A 26,188-nucleotide genomic window follows, 5' to 3' on the forward strand; every position below is an offset into this window, starting at 1 on the left:
GCGCCACAGCTGGGGGCAATTCGGTTGCCCCCTCTGGGTCACAAGCGGCTGACATGGTAGCGGTTTTTTGCTCGGGGGGGCACGATAGCTGAGGATTGCTATGATCCGTCTATTCGTCATGGCGATTGCCGCTGTGCTTTCCTGCACTCAATTGGTTTCGGCTCAAGGTCGGGAAGCCATTGGATATGGGCGTCTTATAAACAACGATCTTTTAGGGGATTTGGGCGACCGCTGGCAGTCTGGCTCGGTTTCGTCCAGCCGGCTGTACGGGGCCGGTTGGGATGGTGAATTGCCGGATCGCCCCTTTGATATTTTGGAGTTCCGACTGGGCGGTCAGGTGATCACCCCTCAGGACTTGCGGAACCCGCCGGATGGGGACCGGCCTTTTGCGGGGGTGCTATCGCTCGGTTTGCACACACATTTTGAACGCGGCGGTAACGAAATCACGCTTGGTGGCGATTTGGTTTTTACTGGCCCGCAAACCAGATTGAGTGATCTGCACACCGGTATTCATGACATGCTGGGCCAACCTCCGGCCCGCCCTTCGGTTTTGGAAGATCAGATCAAAGACGGTTTTTACCCGACATTTGTCGGCGAAGTTGGTCGGCAAATAGGCATAGGCCAAGGTGCATTGCGCCCTTTCACCGAATTGCGCTGGGGTGTAGAAACCATGGCCCGTATCGGAGTGGATTATACGTTAGGCAGCGTTGGGCAAGGTGAACTGTTGGTGCGTGATCCGGTGACGGGGCAACGCTACCGCGCAATTTATGAACAAGCTCCCGGTTTCAGCTATGTATTGGGCGGGGATGTCGCTTTTGTGGAAAATAGTGCTCTGCTGCCTGAGGATCGAGGGTACAAGGTTGAGCAGATGCGCTCCCGTGTTCGGGCGGGTTTGCATTGGCAAGGTGAACAAAATTCCACGTTTTACGGGCTGACGTATCTGTCTGAGGAGTTTGACGGCCAACCCGGAGGGCAGGTTGTAGGGTCGATCCGCCTGAAAATCAGTTTCTAAAGCCTCCAAAAGAGATGCTCATGTGGCGAGCGGGGCACACATTCAGGAATTGCGATGACGCCAGCAGTGCTGCCCGTATTCATAGGGTTTCCAGATTCTACATCGTTCGGTAATTTATCATCAATAGGGTTAAGAGGCAGGTAAGCAGGCATGGGAACGGGCTATCGAGGCACGTTCGTCATATCTTGGTCACAGACGGAAATAGACGGTCTCCAGGCCGCGCCACCGTCATCGCTGACCGTTGGGGCCACATGGTCCTGGCAAGGCGACGCTGTAAGGGTTGACGGTCCAACGTCGATACTGCGGCTTGATCAGGCTGACGGGGAAGCCGACATTCGCAAACGCGCCGCACGTATGGTCAGACGCCTTGTCGGCGCTGCTGTGACGTATGAGACGCGGCCTGACAGCGTTGAGGTGGATCAGCCGCTAAGTGACAGCAGCTTTGTGGTGACCGATGGGAACCAAAGCTTTGCGGTTACGTTGATCGAAGTCGGGGACGGTGCACATCCTTTGATGATGTTCCTTGATGAATTGCCCCCAAAGGGGCGCGATCTTTGGATTGTTCATCACAATATTGAACCAAAAGGCGGCCACCTGCCGGGTGAACATGGCAGCGGAGTGATTTGCTTTACGCCAGGTACACGGATTTTGACCCCGCTGGGCACCGTGCCGATTGAAACCCTGCGCGAAGGTGATTTTGTGCAGACCAAAGATAGCGGGGCGCAACAAATTCAATGGATAGGTCGGCGCCACATGACCGGTGCGCGACTGTTCGCGATGCCGAAGTTGCGCCCGATCCGCATTCGGCCCGGAGCTTTTGGAATTGGTGACCCGAACCAAGAAATTATCGTGTCACCGGAACACAGAATGTTGGTCAAAGGCGTTGTTGCACGGGCGCTCTTCAATACCCCAGAGGTGCTGGTGACAGCGGATGATTTGGTCAATGGCGATAGTATCGTTCGCGATACCCGTCTGCGCGAAGTGACGTACATCCATATGCTTTTGCCGCGCCACGAAGTGGTATTTGCCAATGGCATAGAAACCGAAAGCTTCCATCCGGCAAATGCAGCTTTGTCGACCATAGGGGCCACAGACCGTGCCCGTTTGTTGCGCTATGTCCCGCAAGCTGCGGAGAACCCGCATGTCTATGGGTCTTATGCGCGGCGGAACCTATCAAGCTCGGAGGCCGCGATTTTGTTGCATCAGGTGGCGTAGTGCCACCTGTGTAACCGCACCTTATTCGCGTAGTTCGTCAGCGCCCACGCCCCAGAGTTTGTCCTTCGGGGCCCAGCCTTTGAATCCGCCTGCGGTCAAGCGACACCATCCGGCGGTGCATTCCCCAAGACGGGCAATCACGCCGATTTCCAACTGTGCCGTCACCGGAGTTTGCGGGTCGGCGCGTTTGTGCAGTTGTAGGTAATCTTGCTCAACCAAAACCGTGCGAACACCCGATAGCAACGAATAGTGCACCCATCCGCCCGCTCCGTCGCGATCACGAACGCGGCGCCAGTGACCATGTTCGGCGGTGATTTCTAGCGGCATGTCTTGTCGTTTATACACCCAATCGATGCGATGGGTCAGTGACGGGCCGCGCCGTACGTTGCCTTCTTTGGCTTTCATCGACACAAAACGCGGCAAAGGCAGGTTGGTTACGGGACCGCGATCCTGACCAGCTGCGACAAGATTGCCAAACATCAAGAAAATAAGGGCGAAAGCCCAGCTTTTCCAAAACATATCCGATTCCTGCTCGCTTTTTTCGGCGGGGTTCTTGTGCCTCGTCCGATCCGAGTGCAGTTTAGCGTCATTAACGGTCATCATGGAAGTTTGGGGAGAGCCTGCATGCCATCAAAACGTATAAGTGTTGTCGTGACGCGACGCTTGCCAGAAGTGGTCGAGACGCGGCTCAAGGAATTGTTCGACGTGACGTTGCGCGAAGACGATACGCCAATGACACGCGAAGAGCTGGTGCACGCTATGCAAGTGGCAGATGTATTGGTGCCTACCGTTACGGATGCCATTGATGCCGGACTAATCGGTCAGGCAGGCAATCAATTGAAACTGATTGCAAATTATGGCGCAGGATTTGACCACATTGATGTGGCGACGGCGCGACAGCGTGGCATTTTGGTGTCCAACACACCCGGTGTTGTCACGGATGACACGGCAGACATGGTTTTGGCTTTGATGCTAGGCGTAACGCGCCGCATCCAAGAGGGCCTTGCCGTGATGCAGACCGGTGAATGGCAAGGCTATGCACCGACAGCCTTCTTGGGGGGGCGTTTGGGCGGCCGCCGTTTGGGTATTTTGGGTATGGGCCGCATTGGTCAGGCGGTTGCGCGGCGCGCTGCGGCCTTTGGTATGCAGATCCATTACCACAACCGTCACCGCCTGCGACCCGAGGTCGAAGAAGACCTGCAAGCGACATATTGGGATAGTCTCGACCAGATGGTTGCACGCATGGATGTGATCAGCGTCAACTGCCCGTCGACGCCCAGCACCTTCCATCTGCTGAACCCGCGCCGCCTGAAATTGCTCAAGCCATCGGCGGTGATTGTGAACACCTCGCGCGGCGAAGTCGTCGATGAGAATGCGCTGACCCGGATGTTGAAAGCTGGCGAAATCGCTGGCGCAGGGCTGGACGTCTATGAGCACGGTATCAAAGGCAATCCCGAACTGCGCAATATGCCCAATGTGGTGATGTTGCCGCATATGGGGTCTGCGACGGTCGAAGGCCGCATCGAGATGGGTGAAAAAGTTATCATCAACGTCAAGACCTTTGCTGATGGTCACCGTCCTCCTGATCAAGTACTGCCGGGCATGCTCTGACGGCGACAAATAGGGGAATGACCATGAGTGCATGCGCGTTATGCAAAGCGGCTGAGGCCGAACAGTTTGATGTGGCCGGATTGGATACCCAAATGGCGCTGTGTGCGGTGTGCCGGGACGGTGCCGAAGTCGGACCAACGGATGCTCCGCATTGGCAATGCCTGAACGACGCAATCTGGAGCACGCAGGCAGCCGACCAAGTTTTGGCCTATCGTTTGCTGTCCCAGCTTGATGCAGCTTGGGCGCGTGACTTGTTGGATATCGCGTATCTTGAGCCTGAACTGCTGGAGGTGGCCAAGGCCGGACTGCCCGATGAAAACGCAGTTGTTCACCGCGACAGCAATGGCACCATATTGCAAGCAGGCGATACCGTTACGCTGATCAAGGCGTTGCCTGTCAAAGGCGCTGGCTTTACTGCCAAGCAAGGTACGGCTGTGCGAAAAATCTCGCTTGAGATGGACAATCCCGAGCATATCGCAGGCCGCGTCGAAGGTCAGAGGATTGTGATCTTAACAAAATTTGTTAAGAAATCATAATTCCTTAGCGGTAGGGGTGTCGGATGACGTCTTGGGTGCTTTCGCTGCGATCGCATCCGGGGCCAACCCCAGCCAGTCCAATGCTGACGGGATGTCCTTTAGGATCTCGCATCGCATACTGCTGTTTCTAGTGATATTCGCCACGTAATCGGACAACAGAGCGTAATGCTTGAGATTGGTTGAAACAATGGCGATTTCCCAAGGCTCGGCCATAGCGCCGCCATCCGACGCGACCACGCTTGCGAGCATTGCAGAGCCGTCATAAAACACCCGAAGCTCGTTCAACTCGCTTAGATCACTTAAACTGTATTTCACCTTTTCGCTGCCAGGCGTATCCAGAAATTCACGGTATGTGGTCGAAATTTCGGCAAGAGCGACCTCTCCAGCGTAGTCGACCTTTAAAAGACGCAGTTCTGGATATATTTCAAAAGTGACCGGCATTCGTGGACCTTGTTCCGTTGTATGTTTAGTATTTCTAGGGTGAGCTAGAGCGGTCATTAATAGTTTCAACCAAAAGAAAATTCACCGGCATGTCCTTTGTTTGTCAAGGAAAAATGACGCGCCGTGCGGGACATATCTGCGGGTGTCGACATGGTGTAAAATTGCAGCCATGCTAATGGGCGCGATCACAGTGCGGTCACCTTGGTGATCGGCAAAAGTTCGTCCCAGTCTTTACGGCGGCATAGCTGTGTTCCCTCGCTGAGGACAGCGGCAGACGCAGCGGCGGCTCCGAATCGAAGCGCTTCGGTGGCCGGCAGGCCTTGCGCCAAACCCATCACAAATCCACCGACAAAGCTGTCACCGGCCCCGATAGCGCTGACCACATGGTCATTGGCCGCGTTTACATGCCAAAGCCCGGTGCCATCAGCCATCACCGATCCGTCCTTGCCGCGGGCAATGATGACCAATTGGCCTGCCCCCTTTTGGCGCAATTCTTCGGCATAGGTGGCGCTGTCGATTTGGGTGCCCAAAGGCAAACCAGACAGGGTTTGCGCCTCGTGGCTATCCATTCGCAAAACGGCTGGTGCGGGCTGAGGGCCTTTGGCCTGTTCTTCCAGATGTGCGCCTGAGGTGTCGACAACCACCCGCCGGTTTGGCCCCAAACGTGCGCAGGCTTTTTTAACAAAACCGGGTTTGGCACCGGGCGGCATACTGCCAGACAGGACAACAAAAGCGTCCTTGGCCGCGATTTCATCCAACTGATCCAGCATGTGATCCAGATTTGCTTCGCTCCAACTCGGGCCAGCTAGAACAAAGCGGTATTGCTCGCCAGTGCTGCTGTCAGTCACAGCGAAACTGTGCCGCGTCTCAGATGGCGCTTCGATCCGCACGGTGTCCAAACCTTGCTGTTTCAGCAAAGCTCCGAGCGCGTCGCCCGTGTTGCCCCCCAAAGCCACCAGTGCCGTCGCATGTCCGCCCAGCTGCATGACGGCGCGTGCCGCATTTACGCCGCCGCCGCCCGGTTCGGCGGTTTCAGGGCCGCAGCGCAGCTTGGGCCCCGCAGTCACATGATCGACAGAGGTGGCCAAATCCAAGGCCGGGTTCAGGGTCACTGTAAGAATCGGTATCATGATAACCTCTTTGTTATCGCCAACATGCCAAGTGATCGGCGCGCAGGAAAGACCGGAATGCCATTCCTCAATGCTAGGCAGAACTGGACAAACCTGCGCGTGTATGAAAACACACGCGCCTGACAGGAGGCCGCTTATGACCGTCACCAGATTTGCACCATCGCCCACGGGCTATATCCATGTGGGCAACCTGCGCACTGCGCTGTTCAACTACTTGATCGCCCGTAAAAGCGGCGGTCAATTCATTTTGCGTATCGATGATACCGACCCTGTGCGTTCCAAGCAGGAATATGTCGATGCGATCATGCAAGATCTCGAATGGCTGGGCCTGACATGGGATAGGGTCGAACGTCAGTCCGATCGTTTGGACCGCTATGCCGAAGCTGGCGACAAGCTGCGGGAAATGGGCCGCTTCTACGAGGCGTTTGAAACGCCGGTTGAGCTGGACCTGAAGCGCAAAAAACAACTGAACATGCACAAACCGCCGGTTTATGACCGGTCAGCTTTGGCCCTGTCGGAGGTTGAAAAAGACGCGTTGCGCGCCGAGCGCGGCAATGGTGTCTGGCGGTTCAAGCTGGATCACGAGCGGATTGAATGGAACGACGGCATCTTGGGGGATGTGTCAATTGATGCGGCTTCGGTGTCCGATCCGGTTTTGATCCGTGCCGATGGTCAGGTGTTGTACACCATCGCGTCGGTTTGTGACGACATGGATATGGGCGTCACAAATGTGGTGCGCGGCAATGACCACGTCACCAATACGGCAACGCAGATTCAAATGATCCGCGCGCTGGGCGGTACACCGCCCGATTTTGCGCATCATTCTCTGCTGACCGGTCCGCAAGGCGAATCGCTGTCCAAACGTTTGGGCACATTGGCGCTGCGCGATCTGCGGACCCAAGGGGTTGAGCCCGAGGCGCTGCTTAGCCTGATGGCGCGTTTGGGATCCAGCCAACCGGTTGAACTGCGCATGTCCTTGGAAGAGATCGCCGACGGGTTCGAACCGTCGCAATTTGGCTCTGCTCCCACAAAATTTGACGTCCAGGATTTGTTCCCGCTGACCGCGCGCAAGCTGCATGGCTTGCCGCTCGAAGCGGTGGCAGAGGATGTTGCCGCCGTGGGCGTGCCTGCTGACAAAGCCGCGCTGTTCTGGAAAGTCTGCCGTGAGAATATCACCGTGCGCGGCGATTTGGCTGGCTGGTGGACTTTGTTCAGCGAAGGCGCAGAGCCGATGGTTGCGGATGAAGACAAAGACTTTATCGCGCATGCCATGTCTTTGCTGCCCGAAGGCCCGTTTGATGCGGACACCTGGGGAAACTGGACCAAAGCCGTCAAAGAGGCGACTGGCCGCAAAGGAAAAGGTCTGTTCATGCCCCTTCGCAAAGCAATGACTGGCCAAGAACGCGGACCAGAGATGGCCGACGTGATGCAGCTGTTGCAAAAAGTTCCCGCACGGGCGCTGGCGCAGCCTCAGGCATAAACAATGCGGCTGGCCATTTTGGCCAGCGCAGCATCAACGACATCGCGGGTGTGATCCGAAAGGTTTTGTGCCCGCGAATAGACTGGATCGGCCCTGTCGTGCAAAATAGGGGCCTCCCAACCGCTGGTAGTGGCAAAGAATTGCGCGGCTCCGTCCTCCCCAAACTCCTGCAAATATCCATGGATGACCACATCCAGATAAGACAGCAAAATCGGGTTGTCGGCTGTCGGCCGTGATCTGCGGGACGGGGCGACCGAATAGATCGCAACCGATGCTGCGCCATTGGGGTGATCCACTTCGTGCCCGGCTTCGTGCCGTTCGTAGGCCTGTTCCCGCGCGTCCAGTGACGCCCAGTTTTGACCGGGAACTGGCGCTACAAGCCCCATGATTTCGCTGCTTTTGTCACGAACCGCAGTCAGGAAACACAGGTCGCGATCCGGCGTTGCGCACCATGCGCGTCGCCACCCGGAGGCCTTTGCCGGCTGTGCTGGTGTAAATTCATGGGTGCGTTGGTCGACCAAGCTGCCGTAGCCGAAGAAATATGTATGTGTCATATTGCAAATATTTCGCCATATTGACGTAAGTCAAACCCATCTTTTGCGCAGGCTGTCATAACATCCCCAATTGAAGCAGCCCGGAGATTCCGTTGTGCGCGTAACAAAAAGAACAAACATTGCGATGCGGGTGCTGATGTACTGCGCGGCAAACACGGATCGTCTTGTGACGAAATCCGAAATTGCGAAGCGCTGCAATGCCTCGGAAAACCATTTGGCTCAGGTCATCAATCAGCTGGCGCAGATGGGGTATCTGCACACGCAGCGGGGGCGCAATGGCGGGCTCGAACTTGGCCGTCCTGCCACCGAAATTATCATTGGCGATATTTTTCGTGCGCTTGAAGCGCCAGTTCCAATCGCGGAATGCTTTGCCGATGTAGATAATACCTGCCCATTGACCGAATCGTGCCGGTTGCGCGGGGCGTTGCATGAGGCGTCGAACGCATTTTACGCAACGCTGGATCCAATCACACTGGATGCATTGGTGTGCGACAATAGTAGCCTATTGGAAATTATTGCGCCGCAAATCAAATGCAATGTGACGCATTCTGATGATTCTGTTGCAAGGGCTTCTGCGATCCTCTAAGAGACAGCCACCATGACGGGAGAACTGGCCCTTTGCAGGGACAGTGCCGAAGGAGCAACCGCCCCGGAAACTCTCAGGCTTCAGGACCGCCATGGGCCAAACACTCTGGAGAGAGGTGCCAATGCACCCGCCGAAGGGATAGCGATCTCAGGCGTCAGGACAGAGGGGGCATGAGCGGCACGGATATCCCGTGTCGGTGATGCCTGACCACGCGCGCGTTGGTTCGGGAAACCAATTGGGGCGCGTATGGATGATGATTTAAAAACAACCGTTCTGAACGATTTGCATGTTGGTCTTGGTGCCAAGATGGTGCCATTTGCGGGCTATTCCATGCCCGTTCAATACAAAGCTGGCGTTCTAAAGGAACATTTGCATACACGCGGCAGCGCGGGTCTTTTTGATGTGAGCCACATGGGGCAAGTTATTTTGCGCGGCCCGGACGTGGCATTGGCGTTGGAAAGCCTCGTACCTGTGAACATTGCGGGGCTGGGCGAAAACCGTCAGAGATATGGATTTTTCACCAATGATGCCGGTGGCATAGAAGATGATTTGATGATCGCTAATCGCGGAGATCATCTCTTTGTTGTGGTCAACGCAGCCTGTAAAGATGCCGATATAGCCCATATGCGTACTGCGTTGGAACCGCGCGGAATCCAAGTTGAGCAGATCGAAGACCGCGCATTGCTGGCGTTGCAAGGTCCGCAGTCCGAGGCCGTTCTGGCTGGATTGAATCCGGCTGTTGGCGACATGACATTCATGGATGTTGCGACCGTTGAACTGGTCGGAGCGGAGTGTTGGATTTCACGTTCGGGTTATACCGGCGAAGATGGTTATGAAATTTCCGTTCCAAATCACGCCGCCCTGGCTTTGGCCGAAGCCTTGCTGGCGGATGACCGCGTGATGGCCATTGGTCTTGGTGCGCGTGACAGCCTGCGACTGGAGGCGGGGCTGTGCCTTTATGGGCATGACATCGATACAAAGACGACACCGGCGGCGGCGCGTTTGCATTGGGCGATCCAAAAGATCCGCCGCGCAGGAGGGGATCGCGCAGGCGGATTTCCGGGTGCAGACCTGATTTTGCAAGAGCTGTCGGAAGGGCCTGCCATGGCTCGCGTTGGTCTTCGCCCCGAAGGCCGTGCGCCAATGCGCGAAGGTGTCGAATTATTTGCCAATGCCGAGGGGGGCGCGCCGATTGGGCGTGTTACCTCTGGCGGGTTCGGGCCTTCCGTGGGCGGGCCTGTGGCCATGGGATATGTCCCAAGCGAATTATCGGAGCCGGGAACGGCTTTGTTCGGAGAGTTGCGCGGCAAGCGCCAGCCCGTAGTGGTTGCGGTTTTGCCGTTTGTTAAGCCAGGATTCAAACGCTGATAAGCAGGGAGAGCGTGATGAAATTTACAGAAGAGCATGAATGGTTGCGTGTTGAAGGTGACGTAGTGGTGGTCGGTATTACTGCCCATGCCGCCGAGCAGTTGGGCGATGTCGTCTTTGTGGAACTGCCCGAGGCAGGAACAGAAGTCAGTCAGGACGAAGAGGTCGTGGTGATCGAATCAGTTAAGGCGGCATCGGACATTTTGGCCCCGCTGGACGGTGAAATTGTCGAAGTGAATTCGCCGATCGTCGATGAGCCAAGCAAAGTCAATGATGATCCCGAAGGGGAAGCGTGGTTCTTTAAGATGAAGCTGGAAGACATGAGCGCGATGGACGAGCTGATGGACGAAGCCGCTTATAAGAACTTCATCGGCTAAGCGGCCTCAAGGGGGGGAGGGGGCGCTGCCCCCAACGCCAAGAGGCGTTCCCCCCGGGATATTTTCGGACAAGAGAAACCAGGGGCTTTATGCTGGCTGGAGGAGATAGATATGACCTACGATCCGATTGATTATTTGCCATATGACTTTGCCAACCGGCGCCATATTGGACCGTCTCCTGCCGAGATGGAGGCGATGTTTGACGAGCTTGGGGTTGCAAGTCTGGAAGACCTGATGGACCAGACCGTGCCTGTGAATATTCGTCAGGCCGAACCGCTGGATTTTGGGCGTCCCCTGTCTGAGAGCGAGTTGCTCAACCGGATGCGAGTCACGGCATCCAAGAATAAAGTGCTGACGTCTTTGATCGGACAAGGGTATCATGGGACGGTCACGCCGCCTGCGATCCAACGCAATATTTTGGAAAACCCGGCATGGTATACGGCTTATACGCCCTATCAGCCCGAAATTTCGCAAGGTCGGCTTGAGGCGCTTTTGAACTATCAAACGATGGTTTGTGATTTGACCGGGCTTGAGGTTGCGAATGCGTCCTTGCTGGACGAGGCAACGGCCTGCGCCGAAGCCATGACCACTGCCCAGCGGGTTGCAAAGACCAAGGCGAAGGCGTTCTTTGTTGACGAAAATTGCCATCCGCAGAACATTTCGGTCATCAAAACCCGTGCCGAGCCGCTGGGGATTGAAGTGATAGTTGGATCGCCGGATGATTTGCAGGCCGACAAGGTTTTTGCCGCGATCTTTCAATACCCCGGCACCCACGGCCATTTGCGCGATTTCACCGATGAAATAGAGGCGTTGCATGCGAATAAGGCCGTCGGAATTGTAGCAGCTGATCCGCTTGCATTGTGCTTGTTAAAAGAGCCCGGCGCTATGGGTGCGGATATTGCGGTCGGGTCAACCCAACGCTTTGGTGTGCCGGTCGGATATGGCGGCCCGCATGCGGCTTACATGGCCTGTCGGGACGCGTTTAAACGCGCAATGCCGGGGCGGATTGTCGGTGTCTCGATCGATAGCCATGGCAACCGCGCCTATCGTTTGTCGCTACAAACCCGTGAGCAGCATATTCGCCGCGAAAAGGCGACATCGAACGTGTGTACCGCGCAGGCTTTGCTGGCTGTTATGGCTGGCTTTTATGCCGTCTTTCATGGGCCAAAGGGCCTGCGGGCAATTGCGCAGCGGATTCACCGCAAAACTGTGCGGATGGCAAAGGGGCTTGAGGATGCAGGATTTGTTGTCGAGCCAAAGGCGTTTTTTGATACGATCACCGTGGATGTCGGTCTTTTGCAGCGAGGCGTTTTGCAAGCCGCGGTGCGCGAAGGTGTAAACCTGCGCCGTGTCGGAAAGTCCAAGGTTGGTATCACGCTGGACGAACGCACAACTCCTGAGACGATTGAAGCCGTTTGGCGGGCCTTTGGGTTGGTTCGCAAGGACAATGATTTCACAGCTGACTACATGCTGCCCGAGGGGTTGATCCGGACGTCAGAGTATTTGCAACACGAAGTGTTCCACATGAACCGGGCTGAAACCGAAATGATGCGCTATATGCGCCGGTTGGCAGACCGTGATTTGGCATTGGACCGCGCGATGATCCCATTGGGGTCTTGCACAATGAAACTGAATTCTGCCGCCGAAATGATGCCGGTGAGCTGGCGCGAGTTTTCGATGATTCATCCCTATGTGCCCAAAGACCAAGCACTGGGATATGCCGAGCTGATTGGCGATCTGAGTAAAAAACTATGTCAAATCACCGGTTATGATGACTTTTCAATGCAGCCGAATTCGGGTGCACAGGGCGAATATGCCGGACTGCTGACCATTCGGGATTGGCAAGATGCCCGCGGCCAGGGTCATCGGGATGTTTGTCTCATCCCGACAAATGCCCACGGCACAAACCCTGCTTCCGCCCATATGGTGGGCTGGAAGGTGGTCGCGGTGGCTTGCGACGAGAACGGGTCGATTGACGTTGCCGATTTCCGTGCCAAGGCTGAAAAGCATTCAGACAACCTTGCGGCCTGTATGATCACCTATCCGTCGACACATGGTGTATTCGAAGAGACCGTGACCGAGGTTTGCGATATCACCCATGACCATGGGGGACAGGTATATATCGACGGTGCGAACATGAATGCGATGGTGGGGCTGTCGCGCCCCGGCGATTTGGGAGGTGACGTAAGTCACCTCAATCTGCATAAGACATTTTGCATTCCACATGGTGGCGGTGGACCCGGTATGGGACCAATCGGTGTGAAATCGCATCTGGTGCCGCATCTGCCAAGCGATCCCCAAGCCGGGGCAGGGGCCGTTAGCGCGGCTCCGTTCGGGTCTCCTTCGCTGTTGCCGATTTCATGGGCCTATGTGCTGATGATGGGCGGCGAAGGTTTGACCCAAGCAACACGCGTTGCGATCTTGAACGCCAACTACATCGCCAAACGGCTCGAAGGGGCATATGACGTGCTGTATCGCGGCACCAAGGGCCGTGTGGCACATGAGTGCATTTTGGATGTCCGTCCCTTTGCTGAAAGCGCTGGGGTAACGGTCGAAGATATTGCCAAACGTCTTATCGACTGCGGTTTTCACGCACCAACCATGAGCTGGCCGGTGGCTGGAACGCTGATGGTTGAGCCGACGGAATCGGAAACCAAAGCCGAGCTGGATCGTTTTTGTGATGCGATGTTGGCAATCCGTGCAGAAATCCAAGACATCGAGGACGGGGTCATCGCGGCGGACGCAAATCCGTTGAAATTTGCCCCCCACACAATGGAAGACTTGGTGCGTGATTGGGACCGCCCCTATAGCCGTGAACAAGGGTGTTTCCCGCCCGGCGCATTTCGCGTTGATAAATACTGGCCGCCGGTCAATCGGGTGGACAATGCTTTCGGGGATCGCAACCTGATTTGTACATGCCCGCCGATGTCAGATATGGACGACACCGCTTAAAGAAAAACCGCCGCCCTCATAATCGGGGCGGCGGTTTTTTTGTTTCAGCTGTCGGTATCGGCAGTGTCTTCTGGTTCAGGCGCATCCGCGGCAGCTTCGGGTGTATCGATCAAGAAATCGAACACGTCCCGGACCCGTTTCCACGTTTCTTCGTTGCATGCGGACAGCAAATAACCATCGCGGGTGTCGCCGCGATACTCTGACCCATCCAACATTGCGATATGCGCGCCAGCGCTGCGGGCGGCGACCACTCCGGCGGGTTGATCCCATGGCGTCAGTTTACCCGACAAAATGAAATTTACGTGCCCTTGGGTCAGCATCCGGAATTCATGTAGCGCGCAACGCAGCGAATTGATGCGTTGAAACTTTGGATAGGTCGCGGCCATCTCGCCTTGTTTGTCTTTCGGGATCAGAGCCAGTGGAATATATCCTTCCAGAGTCTCAACCGGTCCGCCTGTCGATGTTTTCAGTTTGCGCTTTACGCCGCGCGGCTGGATCAGCAACGCAGGGCTGTCTTGGTCCGCGATGATAACATCGTTCATCACCGGATCGTACATCAGTCCAAATACCGGACGACCAAATTGCAAGATCGCGACATAGACCCCAAAGCAGGTCAGCCCATGGGCGTAATTCCAGGTTCCATCCACTGGATCGATGGTAAAACAAAGCTCGGCATCTGCGATCTTGTCGATGATCTCGGGATTGTCGGATGCGTGCTCCTCTCCAACAACCAAAGCGTGCGGGAACATGCCCAAGATACCACGGGTGATCATCGCTTCGGCAGCTTTATCCGCATCAGTCACCAGATCTTGGGGACCTGTTTTTTGATTGATTTGATGCGCTCCGAGTTGGCGAAAACGCGGCATGATCTCGGCCTTGGCGGCGCGGCGCACCAAATTCAAAAGTTGGGTGCGCTGGGCATTGGTCAGCGGGGCGGTAATGGGCATCGGCAGGGAATCGTTCATGGGTCCGTCCGGTAATTGCTGCAGTTGCGGTCGTGATTGCCAGCCTCGGCGTGGCATTTCAAGGTGACTATTCGCGCGCACGAAGCACGGATGCGGGACGGCGGGCCAAAGGACGCCACGCAAAAGCCAGTCCAGCCAGCAGTGTTGCGAGGATTCCACCAACAATGACCCCTATGGCAGAGCCCCAAACAATCACGAAATCAGTCTCCATCACAAAATGCATAACAGCCCATCCGCCCGCGATGCCTGCGCCCAAAGAAATCAGACCGGCGCTTGCGCCAAGTAAGGCAGAGCGCAGGGCAAAGCTGCTCAAAATTTGCCTGCGTGATGCCCCGAGCGTTTTCAAAACGGCGGCTTCATACGTGCGGGCATTTTCGCCAGCGGCCGCAGCTCCGATAAGAACAAGAAAGCCGGTTAGCAGGCTGGCACCAGCCCCCCAACGCACAGCGTCTGAAATACCAGCCAGCATTTCAGACACGCGATCTATGGCATCGCGCACCCGGATTGCGGTGATATTGGGAAAGCTGTCAGCGAGGTCGCGCAAAATTTGCGCTTCGGCGGCTTCTTCTGCGTAGACGGTCGAGATAAAGCTGTGCGGCGCACCCTGAAGAGCTGACGGATTCAGCGTCATGACAAAGCCTATTCCAGCATTGGAGAAATTTACCTCGCGAAAGCTGGTGATGGTCGCGGTGATATCGCGTCCCAGGATATTGAGCGTCAGGGTGTCACCCAGTGAAAGGCCCAATTCTTCTGCCTCTTCTGCCGCAAAGCTGATTTGCGGTGGGCCGGTGTAGTCTTCGGGCCACCATTCGCCTGCGATTACGGTGGTTCTGCTGTCAGGGGTGGCGGCATAGGTGATTCCGCGATCGCCGCGCACAACCCAGTGATCCCCGGCAACGTCGGCTGCATTTTCTCCGTTGATTTTGGATACAATGCCGCGCAGCATTGGGGCGCTGTCGACGCGGCTGACGGCGGAGTCGTTTTCCAAACGGTCCAGATATCCGGGCATTTGATCCCGTTGGATATCGACAAAGAAATATGAGGGCGCAATATCAGGCAAGTCACGTGAGATTGCGCTGCGTAGGTTTCCATCGATTTGGCCAACTGCAGCAAGGACTGAAAGGCCCAAGCCCAAGGACACCACAACAGCGCCCGCGCTTTCGCCCGGCCCGCCAACTGCAGAAAGGGCCCATCGCCAGATTGGGCGGCCACGGACTGCACGTGTAAAGCGCCGTGCCAAGGCGCGGATCAACCCTGCCGCAAGTGTCAAAACCACCAAAGCGGCTAGAATGCCGCCCGCAGTCCATAACGTTAACATTGCGCTGCCCGAAAACACCATTGCGGTGCCGACCAACACAGCCAGCAAAGCCAGTGTCGCAGCGAGATACCTTCCGGCGGGCAAGCGCTGGGCCCCTTCAAGGGCATCTCGCATCAAGGTCGCAGCGCGGACTTCTTCGGCGCGGGCTAGGGGCCACAGAGTGAACACGAGTGCAGTCAAAATACCATACAAGGCCGCCTCGGCCAGTGGACCGGGATGCAACGTGAACACGGCGGGAATCGGCAGTGCCGCGCCAATCAACGGACCGAATACGATGGGAACCACGCCGCCCAATGCCAACCCGATCACAATGCCCAATAAACTGAGAGCGCCAATTTGCAGGAAATAGGTTTGGAATATGATTGCTCTGGTGGCACCAAGGGTGCGCAATGTTGCGATAACTGATGTCTTTTTCGCCAGATATGCGCGCACGGCTGCAGACACGCCGACCCCGCCGACTGCCAAACCGGAAAGTCCAATCAGAACCAGAAAGCTTCCCAACTGTTCAACAAATCGGGCAATTCGCGGGGCACCATTGCGCGAATCCCGCCATTTCAAGCCGGTGCTTTCAAATTGGTCTTTTGCCTCTTGCGATAGGGTGTCCAGATCGGCCCCTGACGGCAGGGTCATGCGATATTCGGTATCGAACAACGATCCCGGCGCAAGTAAACCGGATCCTTCAAGTGCGGCAGTGCGCACAATTGTCCGTGGTCCTAATCCAAAACCGTCACCTGCATCATCCGGTTCGCGCATCAAAATCGCGCTGAGTGTAAAACCCTGCGTTCCAAGGCGAAAATTATCCCCCACCACAAGGCCCAAACGGTCTGCCAAAGCCGGCGCCATAACTGCCCCTCGCCCCTCAAGCGCTGCAGAAATGGGCATCGGTGGGTCAAGCACCACCTCGCCCAATAGCGGATAGGCGTCATCTACTGATTTCACCTGGGTCAGGCCACGTTCGGTATCCCCGGCGCGATCAATCACGACCATAGATCGAAAATCAGTGACCTCGGACAGGGTCGCGGACACATCGTCAAGCCAATCGCGCTCTTCATCCGTTGCAAAACGGTACGTGAATTCGACCTGTGCATCGCCTCCGAGCAAAACGGCACCTTGTTCGATCAAGCCCTTTTCGATTGCAGCACGAACTGATCCGACACCGGCAATCGCCGCGACACCCAAAGCAAGGCAAGCCAGAAAAATGCGAAAGCCATGCAATCCGCCGCGTAGTTCGCGGCGGGCAAAGCGGGCCGATATGCGCAAGCTCATTCTGCGGCCTGTTGGTTGGTGTCCACCAGGCCGTCGTTGAGGCGAATGATGCTGTCACAGCGCGCTGCCAATTCGGGTGCGTGTGTGACCAAAACCAAAGTGGCATCGTGCTTTTCGGACAGGCCGAATATCAGGTCCATAATCGCCTGACCGTTTACGCCATCCAGATTTCCGGTCGGTTCATCGGCGAGCAAGATATCAGGCCTAGGCGCAAGCGCTCGGGCCAAAGCAACCCGCTGTTGTTCGCCGCCCGACATCTGCGCCGGGTAATGATCGGCGCGATGGGCAAGACCAACAGCCTCCAATTCTTGGGCGGCCCGTGCAAATGCATCTGGATGCCCTGCCAGTTCCAATGGGGTCGCGACATTTTCGAGGGCTGTCATTGTTGGGATCAAGTGGAAGGATTGGAACACGACGCCCATGTGGTCGCGGCGAAAACGGGCTAACCCGTCTTCGTTCATCGAGGTCAAATCTTGCCCAAGGGCAGAGACAGTGCCACGTGTGGCGCGCTCTAGCCCGCCCATAATCATCAGGAGCGAAGATTTCCCGGATCCGGATGGTCCGATCAGCCCCAAGCTTTCACCTTTTGCGACGTTCAAAGAGATTCCATGTAGAATTTCTACATCTCCGGCATTGCCTCGCAGGCTTAAAGTGACATCTTGAAGGGAGAGAACAGGATCAGGCATAAAGAAAGGTCCGAGAATAATGGGTTTTTTTAAATATGGGGCGCGCGGCTCAGGCTGCAAGGCGGCAATCGTCGGAGTTTTCGTCACCGCGGTGCCGGTGAGTGCGGCCGAAGTTAGCATTTTAGCCTTGGGCGACAGTTTAACCCAAGGGTACGGGTTACTGGAACAGGACGGTTTTGTTCCACAATTGCGCAATTGGCTTGCCGATCACGGGCATGATGTGCGCGTGGTCAATGGAGGGGTGTCGGGCGATACCACAGCAGGTGGCTTTGCAAGGGTCGAATGGTCGCTAACCCCGGATATTGATGCGATGATTGTTACGCTTGGCGGGAATGATGTTTTACGCGGGATCGCGCCGCAAGAGGCGCGGTCAAACATCGAAGGTATATTGAAAGTTGCGCAAGCGCAAAACCTTGAAGTTCTGTTAATCGGAATGGAGGCCCCCGGGAATTTTGGCGCGGATTACAAGCAAGCTTTTGATGGCCTCTATCCAGAGCTAGCCCAAACCTATGGCACTGTATTCTTGGATAGCTTTTTCAAAGGTTTGGATAGACAGGGGCAATCGTTGGCTGAGCTATCCGCCTTTATGCAAGACGACGGCATTCATCCGAATCCTGAAGGTGTCGTGAAGATCGTAGAAACGGTTGGACCGAAAGTCGAAGAGCTGCTGTATCGACTGGACTAAGCGGCAGTTGCTTGGTTTCGAGATGAAAGCACACACAATGCAACATTGTATCCTGTAGTTAACATTCCAATGCCAACACCACTAAGTAAATACAGCCCGACCGCATTTGTCAGGGATATTCCTAGAAATAAAAAGCCGATTAGACCGGTCACTAAGCCCAGTGTGCTGCCAATTAGAATTGCCACGATTGCCATGCTTCGCCTCCATCCTGAGGCGACGATAGCGCCACAGACCTTTCAAAAAGATTAAAGAGGGGCAAATGAGGCAAGAATGCGGCAGTGGTTTGGCGGGGAATTGCAGGGTTCTTAAAATTGGCGGGACCCCAAAAAACATACTGGGAAGGACCCAAAGAAAAAGCTGGGTCGTCTAGCGGCCCAGCTTACAACTCGTGCAGGTGAAAGTGACGTTAGAGAACGGTCACTGTGGTTCCGATAGGTACGCGATTGTACAAATCTTCCACGTGCTCGTTCAGCATACGGATACACCCGCTTGAAACAGAACGTCCAATTGACTGCGGGGCAGTTGTCCCGTGAATTCGGAAAAAAGTGTCTCGCCCGTTCTCAAAGAGATACAAGGCGCGGGCACCTAGTGGGTTTCCGGGCCCACCGGGTTGCACATAATCAGTGCCCTTGAACTTTCCGTACAGTTGCGGATCACGTTCGATCATTTCATTGGTTGGTCGCCAAGTCGGCCATTCTTTCTTAGCGCCGATTTTAGCAGTTCCGGAAAATTCCAGACCGGCTTTGCCGACTCCGACGCCATAACGCATGGCCTGACCGGGAGCGGTTACGAAGTACAAAAAATGGGCGCGCGGCAAGATAAGGATCTGACCAGGCGCAAGATCTTTTTTGATTCCAACCTTCTGGGGGCGAAATACTGGATCAACTTCGAAGGCATATGCAGGCATTGCTACGGTTGCTGCAGCAGCAGCGACAAAAGTTCGACGAGAGATCATGGCGGCACTATTCCTAAGACTACTTGCTCAACGTTTTTCGCGCAAACGAACGTGAAAATCAATCCCACGAACAAAACTACATCTATCACGAAGGCGTGTCAGAGCTATAAAAGTCGGTATTTGTTGATGAAAACCGATTACTGTTTTGGTACTTCAGCGTTTCGCCCAGCCAGAACAACACTGATTGTGTAGGCGACAGATGGACTGAGCCCAGCCAGAATAGAAGCGGCGGTGTCTGGTCGCATGCGAGCCAAGAATCCAGCAGAAAACTCTGGATCCATCTCTTCGAATAGTGCGGCCGCTTGTTTGGGTTTCATATTGGCATAGACATCGGTTAGATTGGTGATGTCATCCTCGGCCGCTGTTTGAGCAAGTGACATAGTTGCACGCAACTGATCTTCGGCTGCTTGCAATGCGATCATTTTTCGATCGATCTCTTGTTCCGCCACGGAAAGTGCCTGCATTCTGATCGCCATGCTCTTTTCTCGCTTGCTGATCAACGCTTCGCGGTCGTTCATTGCCTTTAGAAGTGGCATAATTTCGTCATCTTTTAGCCCAAGGGGCTTTGGTTCGTTGCGTTCTGCGGGTTCTATAGCTTCGGACAAGGGGCCAGCTTGCGTGTCTATCATAGCGCCTTCGCGCGCTAAAGCTTCATTTGCTCCAATTCCTATTCTTAGGGCTGCGGAGGCTAAGAGCAACGCGCCAATGGCAGAAAGGGTTCCGCGTGCTTTGCGTTTGGACCGCTTCTTAGGCTTGATTTGTTTTGGTGGGATCGGTTGAGACATTCTTTACCTCAGTTTCGGGGGTGGCGGACGAAAACCGGATCGGCATTTTCCTGCACCGGGGGCGGTGTTTGAGTTTGAATTACGCTTCCCCCGGTTTGCGGTAGATCATGCATCGAGGCGACCAAGAGTTCCAATCGTCTGGCTACATCTTCTGCCCGCTCTGTAAGCTCGCTCAAAGATTTTGAGGAATCTCCTGCACTTTTTTGAGCTTGATTTAGCGTTTTTCCCAGATCGTCTACTTGGGCTGACAAGACAGCGACAGCCCCGCCTACACCATTTTCCAAATCTGTAAATTTGGTTAATCGACGAGCAAGAATAAAGCAATAAAACCCTGCTCCCATTGCACCTGCTACCAGTAATATATCTGCAATCATTTCCATTCCCGTCCCCTTTTCTAGTTTAGTACGAATTCCAGTACCAATAGATCGCGCACACGGCCCTCACCCGCGACCAATCGTACCCTGCGTAACATTTGGCCCCGCAACTTAATAAGAGCGCCTGCCGCCTCGAGATCGCGGGCTTCAAGCGCGCGCAAATAGCTATTCAAAACATCCTGCACTCTTGGCAGTATACTCTCGACCTCTGTTGTATATTTTTTCGGAACCTCAAGACTCGCTCGAAACCGTAGGTGATTGGCTTGTGCTTTCGGCCCCAAAGAAATTACCAAGGGTGGAACTTCAATAAAGGCGACGTCCGGTAAAGGCATTGTTTCGATACCTTCATCCTTGGTCGTTTCGTCAGAGGCCGAATCATGGGAAGCATCCATTCCTAAGTTTCCCAGCAAGCCTGATTGTACCGCGAAAAAACCACCCCCACCGCCAGCTAAAGCAAGCACTAACCCTATGATCATAGGGAGTTTGGACGGTTTCTTGTCCTCGATGCCTTCGTTGTCAGCGGTAATGTCAGACATTTTAAACCTCTTTTGTGGCGTTGAAACCGTTTTGCCAGAAATGGGCTAACTGATTGTTAAGTTGAATGAGCGAATGTGAAGGCACCCGAACAGAAAGTTTGGAGTGGAGGTCGATCTTGCAGCAATTAATTTCAGTCTGGGGAGCGTTAGGCGGTCGTCAAAGAGCGGTGGTTGTAGGGGCCACTTTGGCGATGGTTTTAGCAGTTTTGGGTTTAACTAGGCTTGCTTCAGCTCCCAACATGTCTCTCTTGTACGCAGGCCTAGAAAATGGTGCTGCAGGTGATGTGGTGAAGTCATTGGAAGCACGCGGTGTTCAATTCGATGTCCGCGGCGGTGCGATTTTTGTACCCGATTCGGAACGAGACGCTTTGAGGCTAACATTGGCAAGCGAGGGATTGCCCGCCAACGGTGGTCAAGGATATGAACTTCTTGATGGGTTGTCAGGCTTTGGAACTACGTCGCAAATGTTTGACGCAGCTTATTGGCGCGCCAAAGAGGGTGAGTTAGCCCGTACCATTGTCTCGAATCCCGCAATCGCAACGGCGCGCGTTCACATTGCAAACAGCAGCGCAAATCCTTTTCAACGGGACGTAAAATCTTCTGCATCCATTTCAGTCACTCCGACCGGAGCTGCCATTTCAGCTCAACAGGCGCGCGCATTGAAATTCCTGGTTTCGTCAGCGGTCCCAAGCTTGGTTCCAGAAAATGTCGCCGTCATCGATGGAAAAGGCGGTTTGATTGGATCGGAAGCTGATGGCGCTTCTGGGCCTACAGCGGATGATAAAGCAATTCAGCTTCGTGATCGCGTCCAGCGTTTGATGGAAGCAAGGGTCGGCGTTGGAAATTCGGTTGTCGAGGTTAGCGTTGATACCGTCACTGAGAGTGAGTTGATCCGAGAGCGTAGCTTCGATCCCGAAGGCCGGGTTATTGTGTCTACCGACACAGAAGAAAGAAGCGACAAGGCCGATAGCAGTGGAGGAGGTGACGTAACAGTGGCGTCTAATCTTCCGGACGGTGACGGCGGGGGCTCGGATGCGTCTTCGTCAACCAAAGCTGAGACACGCGAGCGGGTTAACTATGAAATTTCTGAAACAACGCGGGAAATTACGCGTGTTCCGGGTGCTATTCGCCGCTTGACCGTCGCGGTTTTGGTTAACGGTACATATGAGAATGCCGATGATGGAAGCCAAATTTTTGTTCCTTTGCCAGATGTCGAGCTTGAGGCCTTGAATGACCTTGTTTCATCCGCTGTGGGGTTTGAAGAAGCACGCGGCGATCAGATTACAATCCGATCCTTGGCTTTTGAGAGACCAGAAGGATTGGGAACCGGCCCTCTCGAACCGGCTATATTTGCCGGAAACATTGACATTATGCGTGTGGTCCAAATGGGTGTTTTGGCTGTCGTTGCGTTGATCCTCGGGTTGTTCGTCGTTCGCCCGGTATTGGCATCGTCGGGAGGCCAAAATGCAAGCGCAGCTGGCGCTCTTCCGGCCCCAGTGGACAATTCCTCACCAGCTTTAGAAGGTGAAATTGAGCCAATCGGAGGTTTCGAAGATCTGCCGATGGTGTCGGACGGGCCTGATTTTGGCGGTATGGGCATGGTTGACTTCGATATGGATTCGCCGAGTTCGAGCGAAGATCCCGTAGATCGTTTGCGCAATCTGATCGAGGAACGAAAAACTGAAACGGTAGAGATTTTGCGGAACTGGCTTGAAGAAGACAAGGAGGAAGTCAGATGACAGCATTGCATCAGTTGTTAGAAGATTTTGCGGAAATCGCTCCACGGATACCTGACATCGCGGCACCCGCTCTAGACGAAAATGAACTTGAGGGGCAAAAGCTGGAGGCTTTTGAAAACGGGTATCGAGCAGGTTGGGATGACGCAATCAAAGCGCAATCGGACGACAAAAGCAGGATTTCTAGCGCGTTTGGCCAACACTTGCAGGATTTGTCGTTTACCTATCATGAAGCGTACAGTCAGGTCATGAATGCGATGACACCGCTTTTGGATGAGATGGTAGCGGCTTTGTTACCTGAAATGGCCCGCGCTACGATTGGCCACCATATTGTTGAGCAACTGCAAAGTATGGCCCATGAGATTGGTACACTGGAAGTGATCGTTGCGGTGTCACCGGCGAATGCCGAAGCTATTGCGCCATTGCTGGAAGGCGATTTCAGTTTTCCACTTCAATTGGTGCAAGACGATACATTGGCTGACGAGCAGGCTGATATTCGACTTGGCGAAATTGAAAAACAAATCGATTTGGGCGACTTGATAGCTTCGGTATCCGATGCAATCGACGGTTTCGCCCACGACAACCGAAGGAAATTGGCCAATGGATAACGCAGCATCGCGTAGTGAAGGGGCTATGGCGTTTACGTCCGTTCCCATAGAAATCACAGTTTCGGTCGGCAAAGCCCGCCCGCTGGTCCGAGATTTATTACAACTGGCAGCAGGATCCGTCTTAAGCTTGGACAAACAGCTAGACGACCCCGTTGAGCTTTATGTTGGCGAGAAGCTAATTGGGATTGGTGTGCTCGAAGTGTCTGAGGCGGATGGGCAAGGTCAATTATCTGTGCGGTTGACCGAGGTTTCAGACCTCAATAACCCGTCTTAGGGAACAATTATGCGGGTGATTTTTTCAATTGCGCTAATGGGTGTCGTCTTATTTGCGTCGGGGCAAGAGGCAACCGCCCAATCCTTGGAACTTGACTTCGGGCAGGGCGGCTCAGTTTCCGCTACCAGTATTCAAATGATCATAATGATCACCTTGCTAAGCATCGCGCCCGGCATTGCGATCATGATTACCTGCTTTCCGTTTATGGTTACCGTTCTGGCAATCTTGCGCCAAGCCGTCGGTTTGCAGCAATCGCCACCTAACATGTTGATCGTGAGCCTTGCTTTATTCCTTACTTATTTCGTGATGGAACCGGTTTTCAATGAGGCTTGGGAAACTGGGGTGCAGCCACTGTTGGACGAACAAGTTGAAATGGATGTCGCGGCGATTGAAATAATTAAACCATTCCGCGTCTTTATGGCGGGGCGTGCGGACCCCGAAACCTATCGTGCGATGGCGGATTTACGGCCTGACGCCGCCCAGACATCGTTGGCACCTGAAGCGCCGCTGTCCATCCTTATCCCAAGTTTTATGTTATCTGAAGTTGCCAGGGCATTTCAGGTAGGTTTTCTGATCTTCTTACCATTCCTCATTATCGACCTCGTTGTTGCTGCCGTTTTGATGTCGATGGGTATGATGATGGTGCCGCCGGCAATCGTGTCTCTGCCTTTTAAATTGGCTTTTTTTGTCATTGCTGATGGGTGGGCGCTTATTGCGGGAAGTTTGGTTCGGGGCTATTTTTAGCCAGAGTTATCCGAAATTTCGATTGTCGTTCGCTGTTGATAGGGGGTTTGAGGCGTACAAACGATTGAACCAAACGTTGGCTCGTTTATGGCATTTGGAAAATCTTGCGCTTCAAGGCAGAATCCAAAACTGGGTTCGTGCTCAGCGCATGAGTTGATTTCGGCAAAAGGTTTTAGATGTTTGGCGGTATAGAACTGTAGCCCGGGGCGATCGGTCCAAAGCTGAAGCTGCATTCCTGTGTCAGATCGAACCCGTGCCTTGATCTGTTCGGCTTGATCTAAGACGAAATTTACATCATATCCTTGGTTGTCTGGATCATTTTGCGAAATCCGCACCGGGGTGCGGAAATCATATCGTGTTTCACACACCTCCAAGATGTCCCCCGTTGGGATGAGCATGTCATCAGTTGGTGTTATTGCTGAGGCGTTCAACTGGACGCAATGAGACAGGACATTTTCACTACCATTCAGGTTGAAGTAAACGTGCTGTGCCAAATTCACGGGTGTCGGACGATCTGGTGTTGCTGTCATTTCCCATGTCAGCGCAGGACCGTTTAAGGTCAACCGCACCTCAAAATCGACAGTGCCGGGATAGCCTTGGGCCAAATGTTCAGACCGAAAACGAAGAGTGACGCAAGTGTCGCTTTCTTGGTTCAGGTCCCAGTTGCTCCAGCCTAGTCCGCCGGGACCGCCATGAAGATGATTGATCCCGTCATTGGCTGGCAAATCCCATTGTTGGCCATCCAGCTCAAACCCGGCACCTGCCGTTCGATTGGCGATGCGGCCGACGACACAGCCTAGTACATAGGGATTGGTGCGGTAGCTTTCGGGATCCTTGTAGCCCAAAACAACCGATTTTCCGCCTACAATCCATTCTTGGATCGCGCAGCCCATGGATAGAACGGTGATAGACGTGTCACCGTCCTTCAAAATGGCTGATCGGATTTCTTCTGTCATTCCGCCCTCGTCAATGGTTCGCCTTAGGTATCACACTGGATGAGAGCCGAATAGCGTTACCGCTAACTAACTTGAGGAATCTGTGTCGTTCGTCACATCCGAATGCAAATGCCGTTTACCTCTGGCAGAGGCCAGTGCAATTTGCTTTTGACGTTCGCGGAATCGCCCTTTGTCGGCATCCGACGTCTCGTTCACACATAGGTGGCATGAAACGCCATGTTCGTATTCCGAACGTTTTTGATCTTCGGGCAAGATCGGGCGACGGCAAGCATGACACATCTGATGTGGGCCTTCGGTTAAGCCATGCCCGACCGAAACGCGGCCATCAAAGACAAAACAATCCCCCTGCCACGCGCTGTCATTTTGCGGAACCTCTTCGAGGTATTTCAAGATTCCGCCTTTCAGGTGGTAAACGTCTTCAACCCCTTGTTGCAAAAGCCAATTGGTTGACTTTTCGCATCGGATTCCGCCGGTGCAGAACATAGCAATACGTTTGTTGTGAAAGCGGTCCTTGTTGTCTTCCCACCAGGCCGGGAAATCGCGGAACGTTGCGGTTTGCGGGTCTTCGGCCCCCTCGAATGTCCCGATCGAGACTTCGTAATCATTGCGGGTGTCGATCACAGCAACGTCTGGGCTACGGATCAATTCGTTCCAATCGCTCGGATCCACATAGTGACCAACGCTGGCGTTCGGGTCGACATCTGGCTGACCCATTGTCACGATTTCACGCTTTAAACGCACTTTCATTCGGGCAAAAGGGCGTTCCTCTGCGCTGGATAGTTTCCACTCCAGTGTTTCACATCCGGGCAAGCTGCGAATATGACCGATCAAAGAGTCGATCCCCGCTTTGGGGCCGGCGACTGTGCCGTTTATCCCTTCGCCAGCCAATAACAAGGTTCCGGTGATCAGCTTGTCCCTACATAGGTCAAGCAAAGGCGCGCGGAGCGCTGCGGGATCTTCAAATCGGGTGAAGTGGTAGAGGGCGCAGACAGTAAACATGCAAGATCGATACGCAGTTGTTTTGGCGCGGGCAAGGGG

General features: G+C 54.4%; 28 protein-coding genes and 2 riboswitches. Of the genes, 14 read left to right on the forward strand and 14 right to left on the reverse strand.

Annotation, left to right across the window (positions count from 1 at the left end):
• Nucleotides 1–100: 100 nt before the first annotated feature.
• On the forward strand, nucleotides 101–1,012 hold the full coding sequence (locus tag C8N36_RS08285) for a lipid A-modifier LpxR family protein (RefSeq protein WP_097804247.1): 912 nt from the start codon (nucleotides 101–103) through the stop codon (nucleotides 1,010–1,012).
• A 150-nt stretch (nucleotides 1,013–1,162) separates the two neighbouring features.
• On the forward strand, nucleotides 1,163–2,227 hold the full coding sequence (locus C8N36_RS08290; RefSeq protein WP_097804248.1) for a Hint domain-containing protein: 1,065 nt from the start codon (nucleotides 1,163–1,165) through the stop codon (nucleotides 2,225–2,227).
• A gap of 21 nt (nucleotides 2,228–2,248) precedes the next feature.
• Here the strand turns inward: C8N36_RS08290 and C8N36_RS08295 are convergent, their stop codons facing one another.
• Nucleotides 2,249–2,707: an SH3 domain-containing protein gene (locus C8N36_RS08295; protein ID WP_245910776.1), complete on the reverse strand. Its 459-nt coding sequence runs from the start codon at nucleotides 2,705–2,707 to the stop codon at nucleotides 2,249–2,251.
• 144 nt (nucleotides 2,708–2,851) lie between these two features.
• Between C8N36_RS08295 and C8N36_RS08300 the strand changes: the two genes are divergently transcribed.
• Nucleotides 2,852–3,838: a 2-hydroxyacid dehydrogenase gene (locus C8N36_RS08300; protein WP_097804249.1), complete on the forward strand. Its 987-nt coding sequence runs from the start codon at nucleotides 2,852–2,854 to the stop codon at nucleotides 3,836–3,838.
• Between the two features lie 23 nt (nucleotides 3,839–3,861).
• Nucleotides 3,862–4,374, forward strand: coding sequence for an alkylphosphonate utilization protein (locus C8N36_RS08305; RefSeq protein ID WP_097804445.1), 513 nt, complete (start codon nucleotides 3,862–3,864; stop codon nucleotides 4,372–4,374).
• Here the strand turns inward: C8N36_RS08305 and C8N36_RS08310 are convergent.
• Together C8N36_RS08310 and C8N36_RS08315 are read right to left on the reverse strand one after the other, a co-directional pair.
• Nucleotides 4,369–4,815 carry a hypothetical protein gene (locus tag C8N36_RS08310; RefSeq protein ID WP_141468015.1) on the reverse strand — a complete coding sequence of 149 codons (447 nt, stop codon included), beginning with the start codon at nucleotides 4,813–4,815 and terminating at the stop codon, nucleotides 4,369–4,371. The genes C8N36_RS08305 and C8N36_RS08310 overlap by 6 nt on opposite strands.
• Nucleotides 4,816–5,000: 185 nt before the next feature.
• Nucleotides 5,001–5,945, reverse strand: coding sequence for a 1-phosphofructokinase family hexose kinase (locus tag C8N36_RS08315; protein ID WP_097804251.1), 945 nt, complete (start codon nucleotides 5,943–5,945; stop codon nucleotides 5,001–5,003).
• A gap of 136 nt (nucleotides 5,946–6,081) precedes the next feature.
• Here C8N36_RS08315 and gltX point away from each other — a divergent pair, with 136 nt between their 5' ends.
• Complete coding sequence (gene gltX / locus C8N36_RS08320; RefSeq protein WP_097804252.1) at nucleotides 6,082–7,425, forward strand: glutamate--tRNA ligase; 1,344 nt, start codon at nucleotides 6,082–6,084, stop codon at nucleotides 7,423–7,425.
• Here gltX and C8N36_RS08325 read toward each other — a convergent pair.
• Nucleotides 7,416–7,979, reverse strand: coding sequence for a gamma-glutamylcyclotransferase family protein (locus tag C8N36_RS08325; RefSeq protein WP_097804253.1), 564 nt, complete (start codon nucleotides 7,977–7,979; stop codon nucleotides 7,416–7,418). The two genes, gltX and C8N36_RS08325, sit on opposite strands and share 10 nt — an antisense overlap.
• 94 nt (nucleotides 7,980–8,073) lie before the next feature.
• Between C8N36_RS08325 and C8N36_RS08330 the strand changes: the two genes are divergently transcribed.
• From C8N36_RS08330 to gcvP, 4 genes are all read left to right on the forward strand, one after another.
• Nucleotides 8,074–8,565, forward strand: a complete 492-nt coding sequence (locus C8N36_RS08330) for an RrF2 family transcriptional regulator (protein WP_097804446.1) — start codon at nucleotides 8,074–8,076, stop codon at nucleotides 8,563–8,565.
• A 6-nt stretch (nucleotides 8,566–8,571) separates the two neighbouring features.
• A riboswitch (glycine riboswitch) is annotated at nucleotides 8,572–8,664 on the forward strand.
• Nucleotides 8,665–8,738, forward strand: a riboswitch (glycine riboswitch).
• A gap of 73 nt (nucleotides 8,739–8,811) precedes the next feature.
• Nucleotides 8,812–9,933 carry a glycine cleavage system aminomethyltransferase GcvT gene (gcvT, locus tag C8N36_RS08335; protein WP_097804254.1) on the forward strand — a complete coding sequence of 374 codons (1,122 nt, stop codon included), beginning with the start codon at nucleotides 8,812–8,814 and terminating at the stop codon, nucleotides 9,931–9,933.
• A gap of 17 nt (nucleotides 9,934–9,950) precedes the next feature.
• On the forward strand, nucleotides 9,951–10,310 hold the full coding sequence (gcvH, locus tag C8N36_RS08340; RefSeq protein WP_097804255.1) for a glycine cleavage system protein GcvH: 360 nt from the start codon (nucleotides 9,951–9,953) through the stop codon (nucleotides 10,308–10,310).
• A gap of 111 nt (nucleotides 10,311–10,421) precedes the next feature.
• On the forward strand, nucleotides 10,422–13,262 hold the full coding sequence (gene gcvP / locus C8N36_RS08345) for an aminomethyl-transferring glycine dehydrogenase (protein WP_097804256.1): 2,841 nt from the start codon (nucleotides 10,422–10,424) through the stop codon (nucleotides 13,260–13,262).
• Nucleotides 13,263–13,306: 44 nt separating this feature from the next.
• Here the strand turns inward: gcvP and C8N36_RS08350 are convergent, their stop codons facing one another.
• From C8N36_RS08350 to C8N36_RS08360, 3 genes are all read right to left on the reverse strand, one after another.
• Nucleotides 13,307–14,227 carry an inositol monophosphatase family protein gene (locus C8N36_RS08350; protein ID WP_097804257.1) on the reverse strand — a complete coding sequence of 307 codons (921 nt, stop codon included), beginning with the start codon at nucleotides 14,225–14,227 and terminating at the stop codon, nucleotides 13,307–13,309.
• Nucleotides 14,228–14,294: 67 nt separating this feature from the next.
• Nucleotides 14,295–16,811 carry an ABC transporter permease gene (locus C8N36_RS08355; protein WP_097804258.1) on the reverse strand — a complete coding sequence of 839 codons (2,517 nt, stop codon included), beginning with the start codon at nucleotides 16,809–16,811 and terminating at the stop codon, nucleotides 14,295–14,297.
• The gene (locus C8N36_RS08360) at nucleotides 16,808–17,497 is read right to left on the reverse strand and encodes an ABC transporter ATP-binding protein (RefSeq protein ID WP_097804259.1); all 690 of its coding nucleotides are present in this window, start codon (nucleotides 17,495–17,497) and stop codon (nucleotides 16,808–16,810) included. Before C8N36_RS08360 ends, C8N36_RS08355 begins: the two co-directional genes overlap by 4 nt.
• A gap of 19 nt (nucleotides 17,498–17,516) precedes the next feature.
• On the opposite strand from C8N36_RS08360, the gene C8N36_RS08365 reads away from it, so the two are divergent.
• Nucleotides 17,517–18,182 carry an arylesterase gene (locus tag C8N36_RS08365; RefSeq protein WP_097804260.1) on the forward strand — a complete coding sequence of 222 codons (666 nt, stop codon included), beginning with the start codon at nucleotides 17,517–17,519 and terminating at the stop codon, nucleotides 18,180–18,182.
• Here the strand turns inward: C8N36_RS08365 and C8N36_RS23970 are convergent.
• The 5 genes from C8N36_RS23970 to C8N36_RS08385 all read right to left on the reverse strand — a co-directional run bounded on the left by C8N36_RS23970 (nucleotide 18,179) and on the right by C8N36_RS08385 (nucleotide 20,832).
• Nucleotides 18,179–18,376 carry a hypothetical protein gene (locus tag C8N36_RS23970; RefSeq protein WP_141468017.1) on the reverse strand — a complete coding sequence of 66 codons (198 nt, stop codon included), beginning with the start codon at nucleotides 18,374–18,376 and terminating at the stop codon, nucleotides 18,179–18,181. The genes C8N36_RS08365 and C8N36_RS23970 overlap by 4 nt on opposite strands.
• A gap of 212 nt (nucleotides 18,377–18,588) precedes the next feature.
• On the reverse strand, nucleotides 18,589–19,137 hold the full coding sequence (locus tag C8N36_RS08370) for a L,D-transpeptidase (protein ID WP_176527078.1): 549 nt from the start codon (nucleotides 19,135–19,137) through the stop codon (nucleotides 18,589–18,591).
• Nucleotides 19,138–19,274: 137 nt separating this feature from the next.
• Nucleotides 19,275–19,766, reverse strand: a complete 492-nt coding sequence (locus C8N36_RS08375) for a MotE family protein (protein ID WP_306456909.1) — start codon at nucleotides 19,764–19,766, stop codon at nucleotides 19,275–19,277.
• 164 nt (nucleotides 19,767–19,930) lie between these two features.
• The gene (locus tag C8N36_RS08380) at nucleotides 19,931–20,302 is read right to left on the reverse strand and encodes a hypothetical protein (protein WP_097804262.1); all 372 of its coding nucleotides are present in this window, start codon (nucleotides 20,300–20,302) and stop codon (nucleotides 19,931–19,933) included.
• Between the two features lie 14 nt (nucleotides 20,303–20,316).
• Nucleotides 20,317–20,832, reverse strand: coding sequence for a flagellar basal body-associated FliL family protein (locus C8N36_RS08385; RefSeq protein WP_097804263.1), 516 nt, complete (start codon nucleotides 20,830–20,832; stop codon nucleotides 20,317–20,319).
• Nucleotides 20,833–20,897: 65 nt separating this feature from the next.
• Here C8N36_RS08385 and fliF point away from each other — a divergent pair, with 65 nt between their 5' ends.
• The 4 genes from fliF to fliP are packed head-to-tail and all read left to right on the forward strand — an operon-like array spanning nucleotide 20,898 to nucleotide 24,194.
• Nucleotides 20,898–22,571, forward strand: coding sequence for a flagellar basal-body MS-ring/collar protein FliF (fliF, locus tag C8N36_RS08390; protein ID WP_097804264.1), 1,674 nt, complete (start codon nucleotides 20,898–20,900; stop codon nucleotides 22,569–22,571).
• Nucleotides 22,568–23,176 carry a FliH/SctL family protein gene (locus C8N36_RS08395; protein WP_097804265.1) on the forward strand — a complete coding sequence of 203 codons (609 nt, stop codon included), beginning with the start codon at nucleotides 22,568–22,570 and terminating at the stop codon, nucleotides 23,174–23,176. The genes fliF and C8N36_RS08395 overlap by 4 nt, the downstream gene beginning before the upstream one ends.
• Nucleotides 23,169–23,450 carry a FliM/FliN family flagellar motor switch protein gene (locus tag C8N36_RS08400; RefSeq protein ID WP_097804266.1) on the forward strand — a complete coding sequence of 94 codons (282 nt, stop codon included), beginning with the start codon at nucleotides 23,169–23,171 and terminating at the stop codon, nucleotides 23,448–23,450. Before C8N36_RS08395 ends, C8N36_RS08400 begins: the two co-directional genes overlap by 8 nt.
• A 9-nt stretch (nucleotides 23,451–23,459) precedes the next feature.
• Nucleotides 23,460–24,194 carry a flagellar type III secretion system pore protein FliP gene (gene fliP / locus C8N36_RS08405; protein WP_097804267.1) on the forward strand — a complete coding sequence of 245 codons (735 nt, stop codon included), beginning with the start codon at nucleotides 23,460–23,462 and terminating at the stop codon, nucleotides 24,192–24,194.
• Here the strand turns inward: fliP and C8N36_RS08410 are convergent.
• Both C8N36_RS08410 and trhO read right to left on the reverse strand, forming a co-directional pair.
• Nucleotides 24,191–25,150 (reverse strand): aldose epimerase family protein, encoded by a 960-nt coding sequence (locus tag C8N36_RS08410; protein ID WP_097804268.1) that lies wholly within the window; start codon nucleotides 25,148–25,150, stop codon nucleotides 24,191–24,193. The genes fliP and C8N36_RS08410 overlap by 4 nt on opposite strands.
• Before the next feature lie 66 nt (nucleotides 25,151–25,216).
• Nucleotides 25,217–26,149: an oxygen-dependent tRNA uridine(34) hydroxylase TrhO gene (gene trhO, locus C8N36_RS08415; protein ID WP_097804269.1), complete on the reverse strand. Its 933-nt coding sequence runs from the start codon at nucleotides 26,147–26,149 to the stop codon at nucleotides 25,217–25,219.
• Nucleotides 26,150–26,188: the final 39 nt, after the last annotated feature.

The organism is Pelagimonas varians (assembly GCF_003208435.1).
Lineage (GTDB): Bacteria > Pseudomonadota > Alphaproteobacteria > Rhodobacterales > Rhodobacteraceae > Pelagimonas > Pelagimonas varians.

Bases quoted from the DNA above. Each gene is read 5' to 3' on its own strand.
- C8N36_RS08360 (WP_097804259.1), bottom strand. From the start codon at position 17,497: ATGCCTGATCCTGTTCTCTCCCTTCAAGATGTCACTTTAAGCCTGCGA.
- fliP (WP_097804267.1), top strand. From the start codon at position 23,460: ATGCGGGTGATTTTTTCAATTGCGCTAATGGGTGTCGTCTTATTTGCG.
- C8N36_RS08310 (WP_141468015.1), bottom strand. From the start codon at position 4,815: ATGCCGGTCACTTTTGAAATATATCCAGAACTGCGTCTTTTAAAGGTC.
- C8N36_RS08295 (WP_245910776.1), bottom strand. From the start codon at position 2,707: ATGTTTGGCAATCTTGTCGCAGCTGGTCAGGATCGCGGTCCCGTAACC.
- C8N36_RS08395 (WP_097804265.1), top strand. From the start codon at position 22,568: ATGACAGCATTGCATCAGTTGTTAGAAGATTTTGCGGAAATCGCTCCA.
- trhO (WP_097804269.1), bottom strand. From the start codon at position 26,149: ATGTTTACTGTCTGCGCCCTCTACCACTTCACCCGATTTGAAGATCCC.
- C8N36_RS08285 (WP_097804247.1), top strand. From the start codon at position 101: ATGATCCGTCTATTCGTCATGGCGATTGCCGCTGTGCTTTCCTGCACT.
- C8N36_RS08375 (WP_306456909.1), bottom strand. From the start codon at position 19,766: ATGATAGACACGCAAGCTGGCCCCTTGTCCGAAGCTATAGAACCCGCA.
- gltX (WP_097804252.1), top strand. From the start codon at position 6,082: ATGACCGTCACCAGATTTGCACCATCGCCCACGGGCTATATCCATGTG.
- C8N36_RS08365 (WP_097804260.1), top strand. From the start codon at position 17,517: ATGGGTTTTTTTAAATATGGGGCGCGCGGCTCAGGCTGCAAGGCGGCA.
- fliF (WP_097804264.1), top strand. From the start codon at position 20,898: ATGAGCGAATGTGAAGGCACCCGAACAGAAAGTTTGGAGTGGAGGTCG.
- gcvH (WP_097804255.1), top strand. From the start codon at position 9,951: ATGAAATTTACAGAAGAGCATGAATGGTTGCGTGTTGAAGGTGACGTA.
- C8N36_RS08315 (WP_097804251.1), bottom strand. From the start codon at position 5,945: ATGATACCGATTCTTACAGTGACCCTGAACCCGGCCTTGGATTTGGCC.
- C8N36_RS08290 (WP_097804248.1), top strand. From the start codon at position 1,163: ATGGGAACGGGCTATCGAGGCACGTTCGTCATATCTTGGTCACAGACG.
- C8N36_RS23970 (WP_141468017.1), bottom strand. From the start codon at position 18,376: ATGGCAATCGTGGCAATTCTAATTGGCAGCACACTGGGCTTAGTGACC.
- C8N36_RS08400 (WP_097804266.1), top strand. From the start codon at position 23,169: ATGGATAACGCAGCATCGCGTAGTGAAGGGGCTATGGCGTTTACGTCC.
- gcvP (WP_097804256.1), top strand. From the start codon at position 10,422: ATGACCTACGATCCGATTGATTATTTGCCATATGACTTTGCCAACCGG.
- C8N36_RS08325 (WP_097804253.1), bottom strand. From the start codon at position 7,979: ATGACACATACATATTTCTTCGGCTACGGCAGCTTGGTCGACCAACGC.
- C8N36_RS08350 (WP_097804257.1), bottom strand. From the start codon at position 14,227: ATGAACGATTCCCTGCCGATGCCCATTACCGCCCCGCTGACCAATGCC.
- C8N36_RS08380 (WP_097804262.1), bottom strand. From the start codon at position 20,302: ATGGAAATGATTGCAGATATATTACTGGTAGCAGGTGCAATGGGAGCA.
- C8N36_RS08300 (WP_097804249.1), top strand. From the start codon at position 2,852: ATGCCATCAAAACGTATAAGTGTTGTCGTGACGCGACGCTTGCCAGAA.
- C8N36_RS08305 (WP_097804445.1), top strand. From the start codon at position 3,862: ATGAGTGCATGCGCGTTATGCAAAGCGGCTGAGGCCGAACAGTTTGAT.
- C8N36_RS08410 (WP_097804268.1), bottom strand. From the start codon at position 25,150: ATGACAGAAGAAATCCGATCAGCCATTTTGAAGGACGGTGACACGTCT.
- gcvT (WP_097804254.1), top strand. From the start codon at position 8,812: ATGGATGATGATTTAAAAACAACCGTTCTGAACGATTTGCATGTTGGT.
- C8N36_RS08385 (WP_097804263.1), bottom strand. From the start codon at position 20,832: ATGTCTGACATTACCGCTGACAACGAAGGCATCGAGGACAAGAAACCG.
- C8N36_RS08355 (WP_097804258.1), bottom strand. From the start codon at position 16,811: ATGAGCTTGCGCATATCGGCCCGCTTTGCCCGCCGCGAACTACGCGGC.
- C8N36_RS08370 (WP_176527078.1), bottom strand. From the start codon at position 19,137: ATGATCTCTCGTCGAACTTTTGTCGCTGCTGCTGCAGCAACCGTAGCA.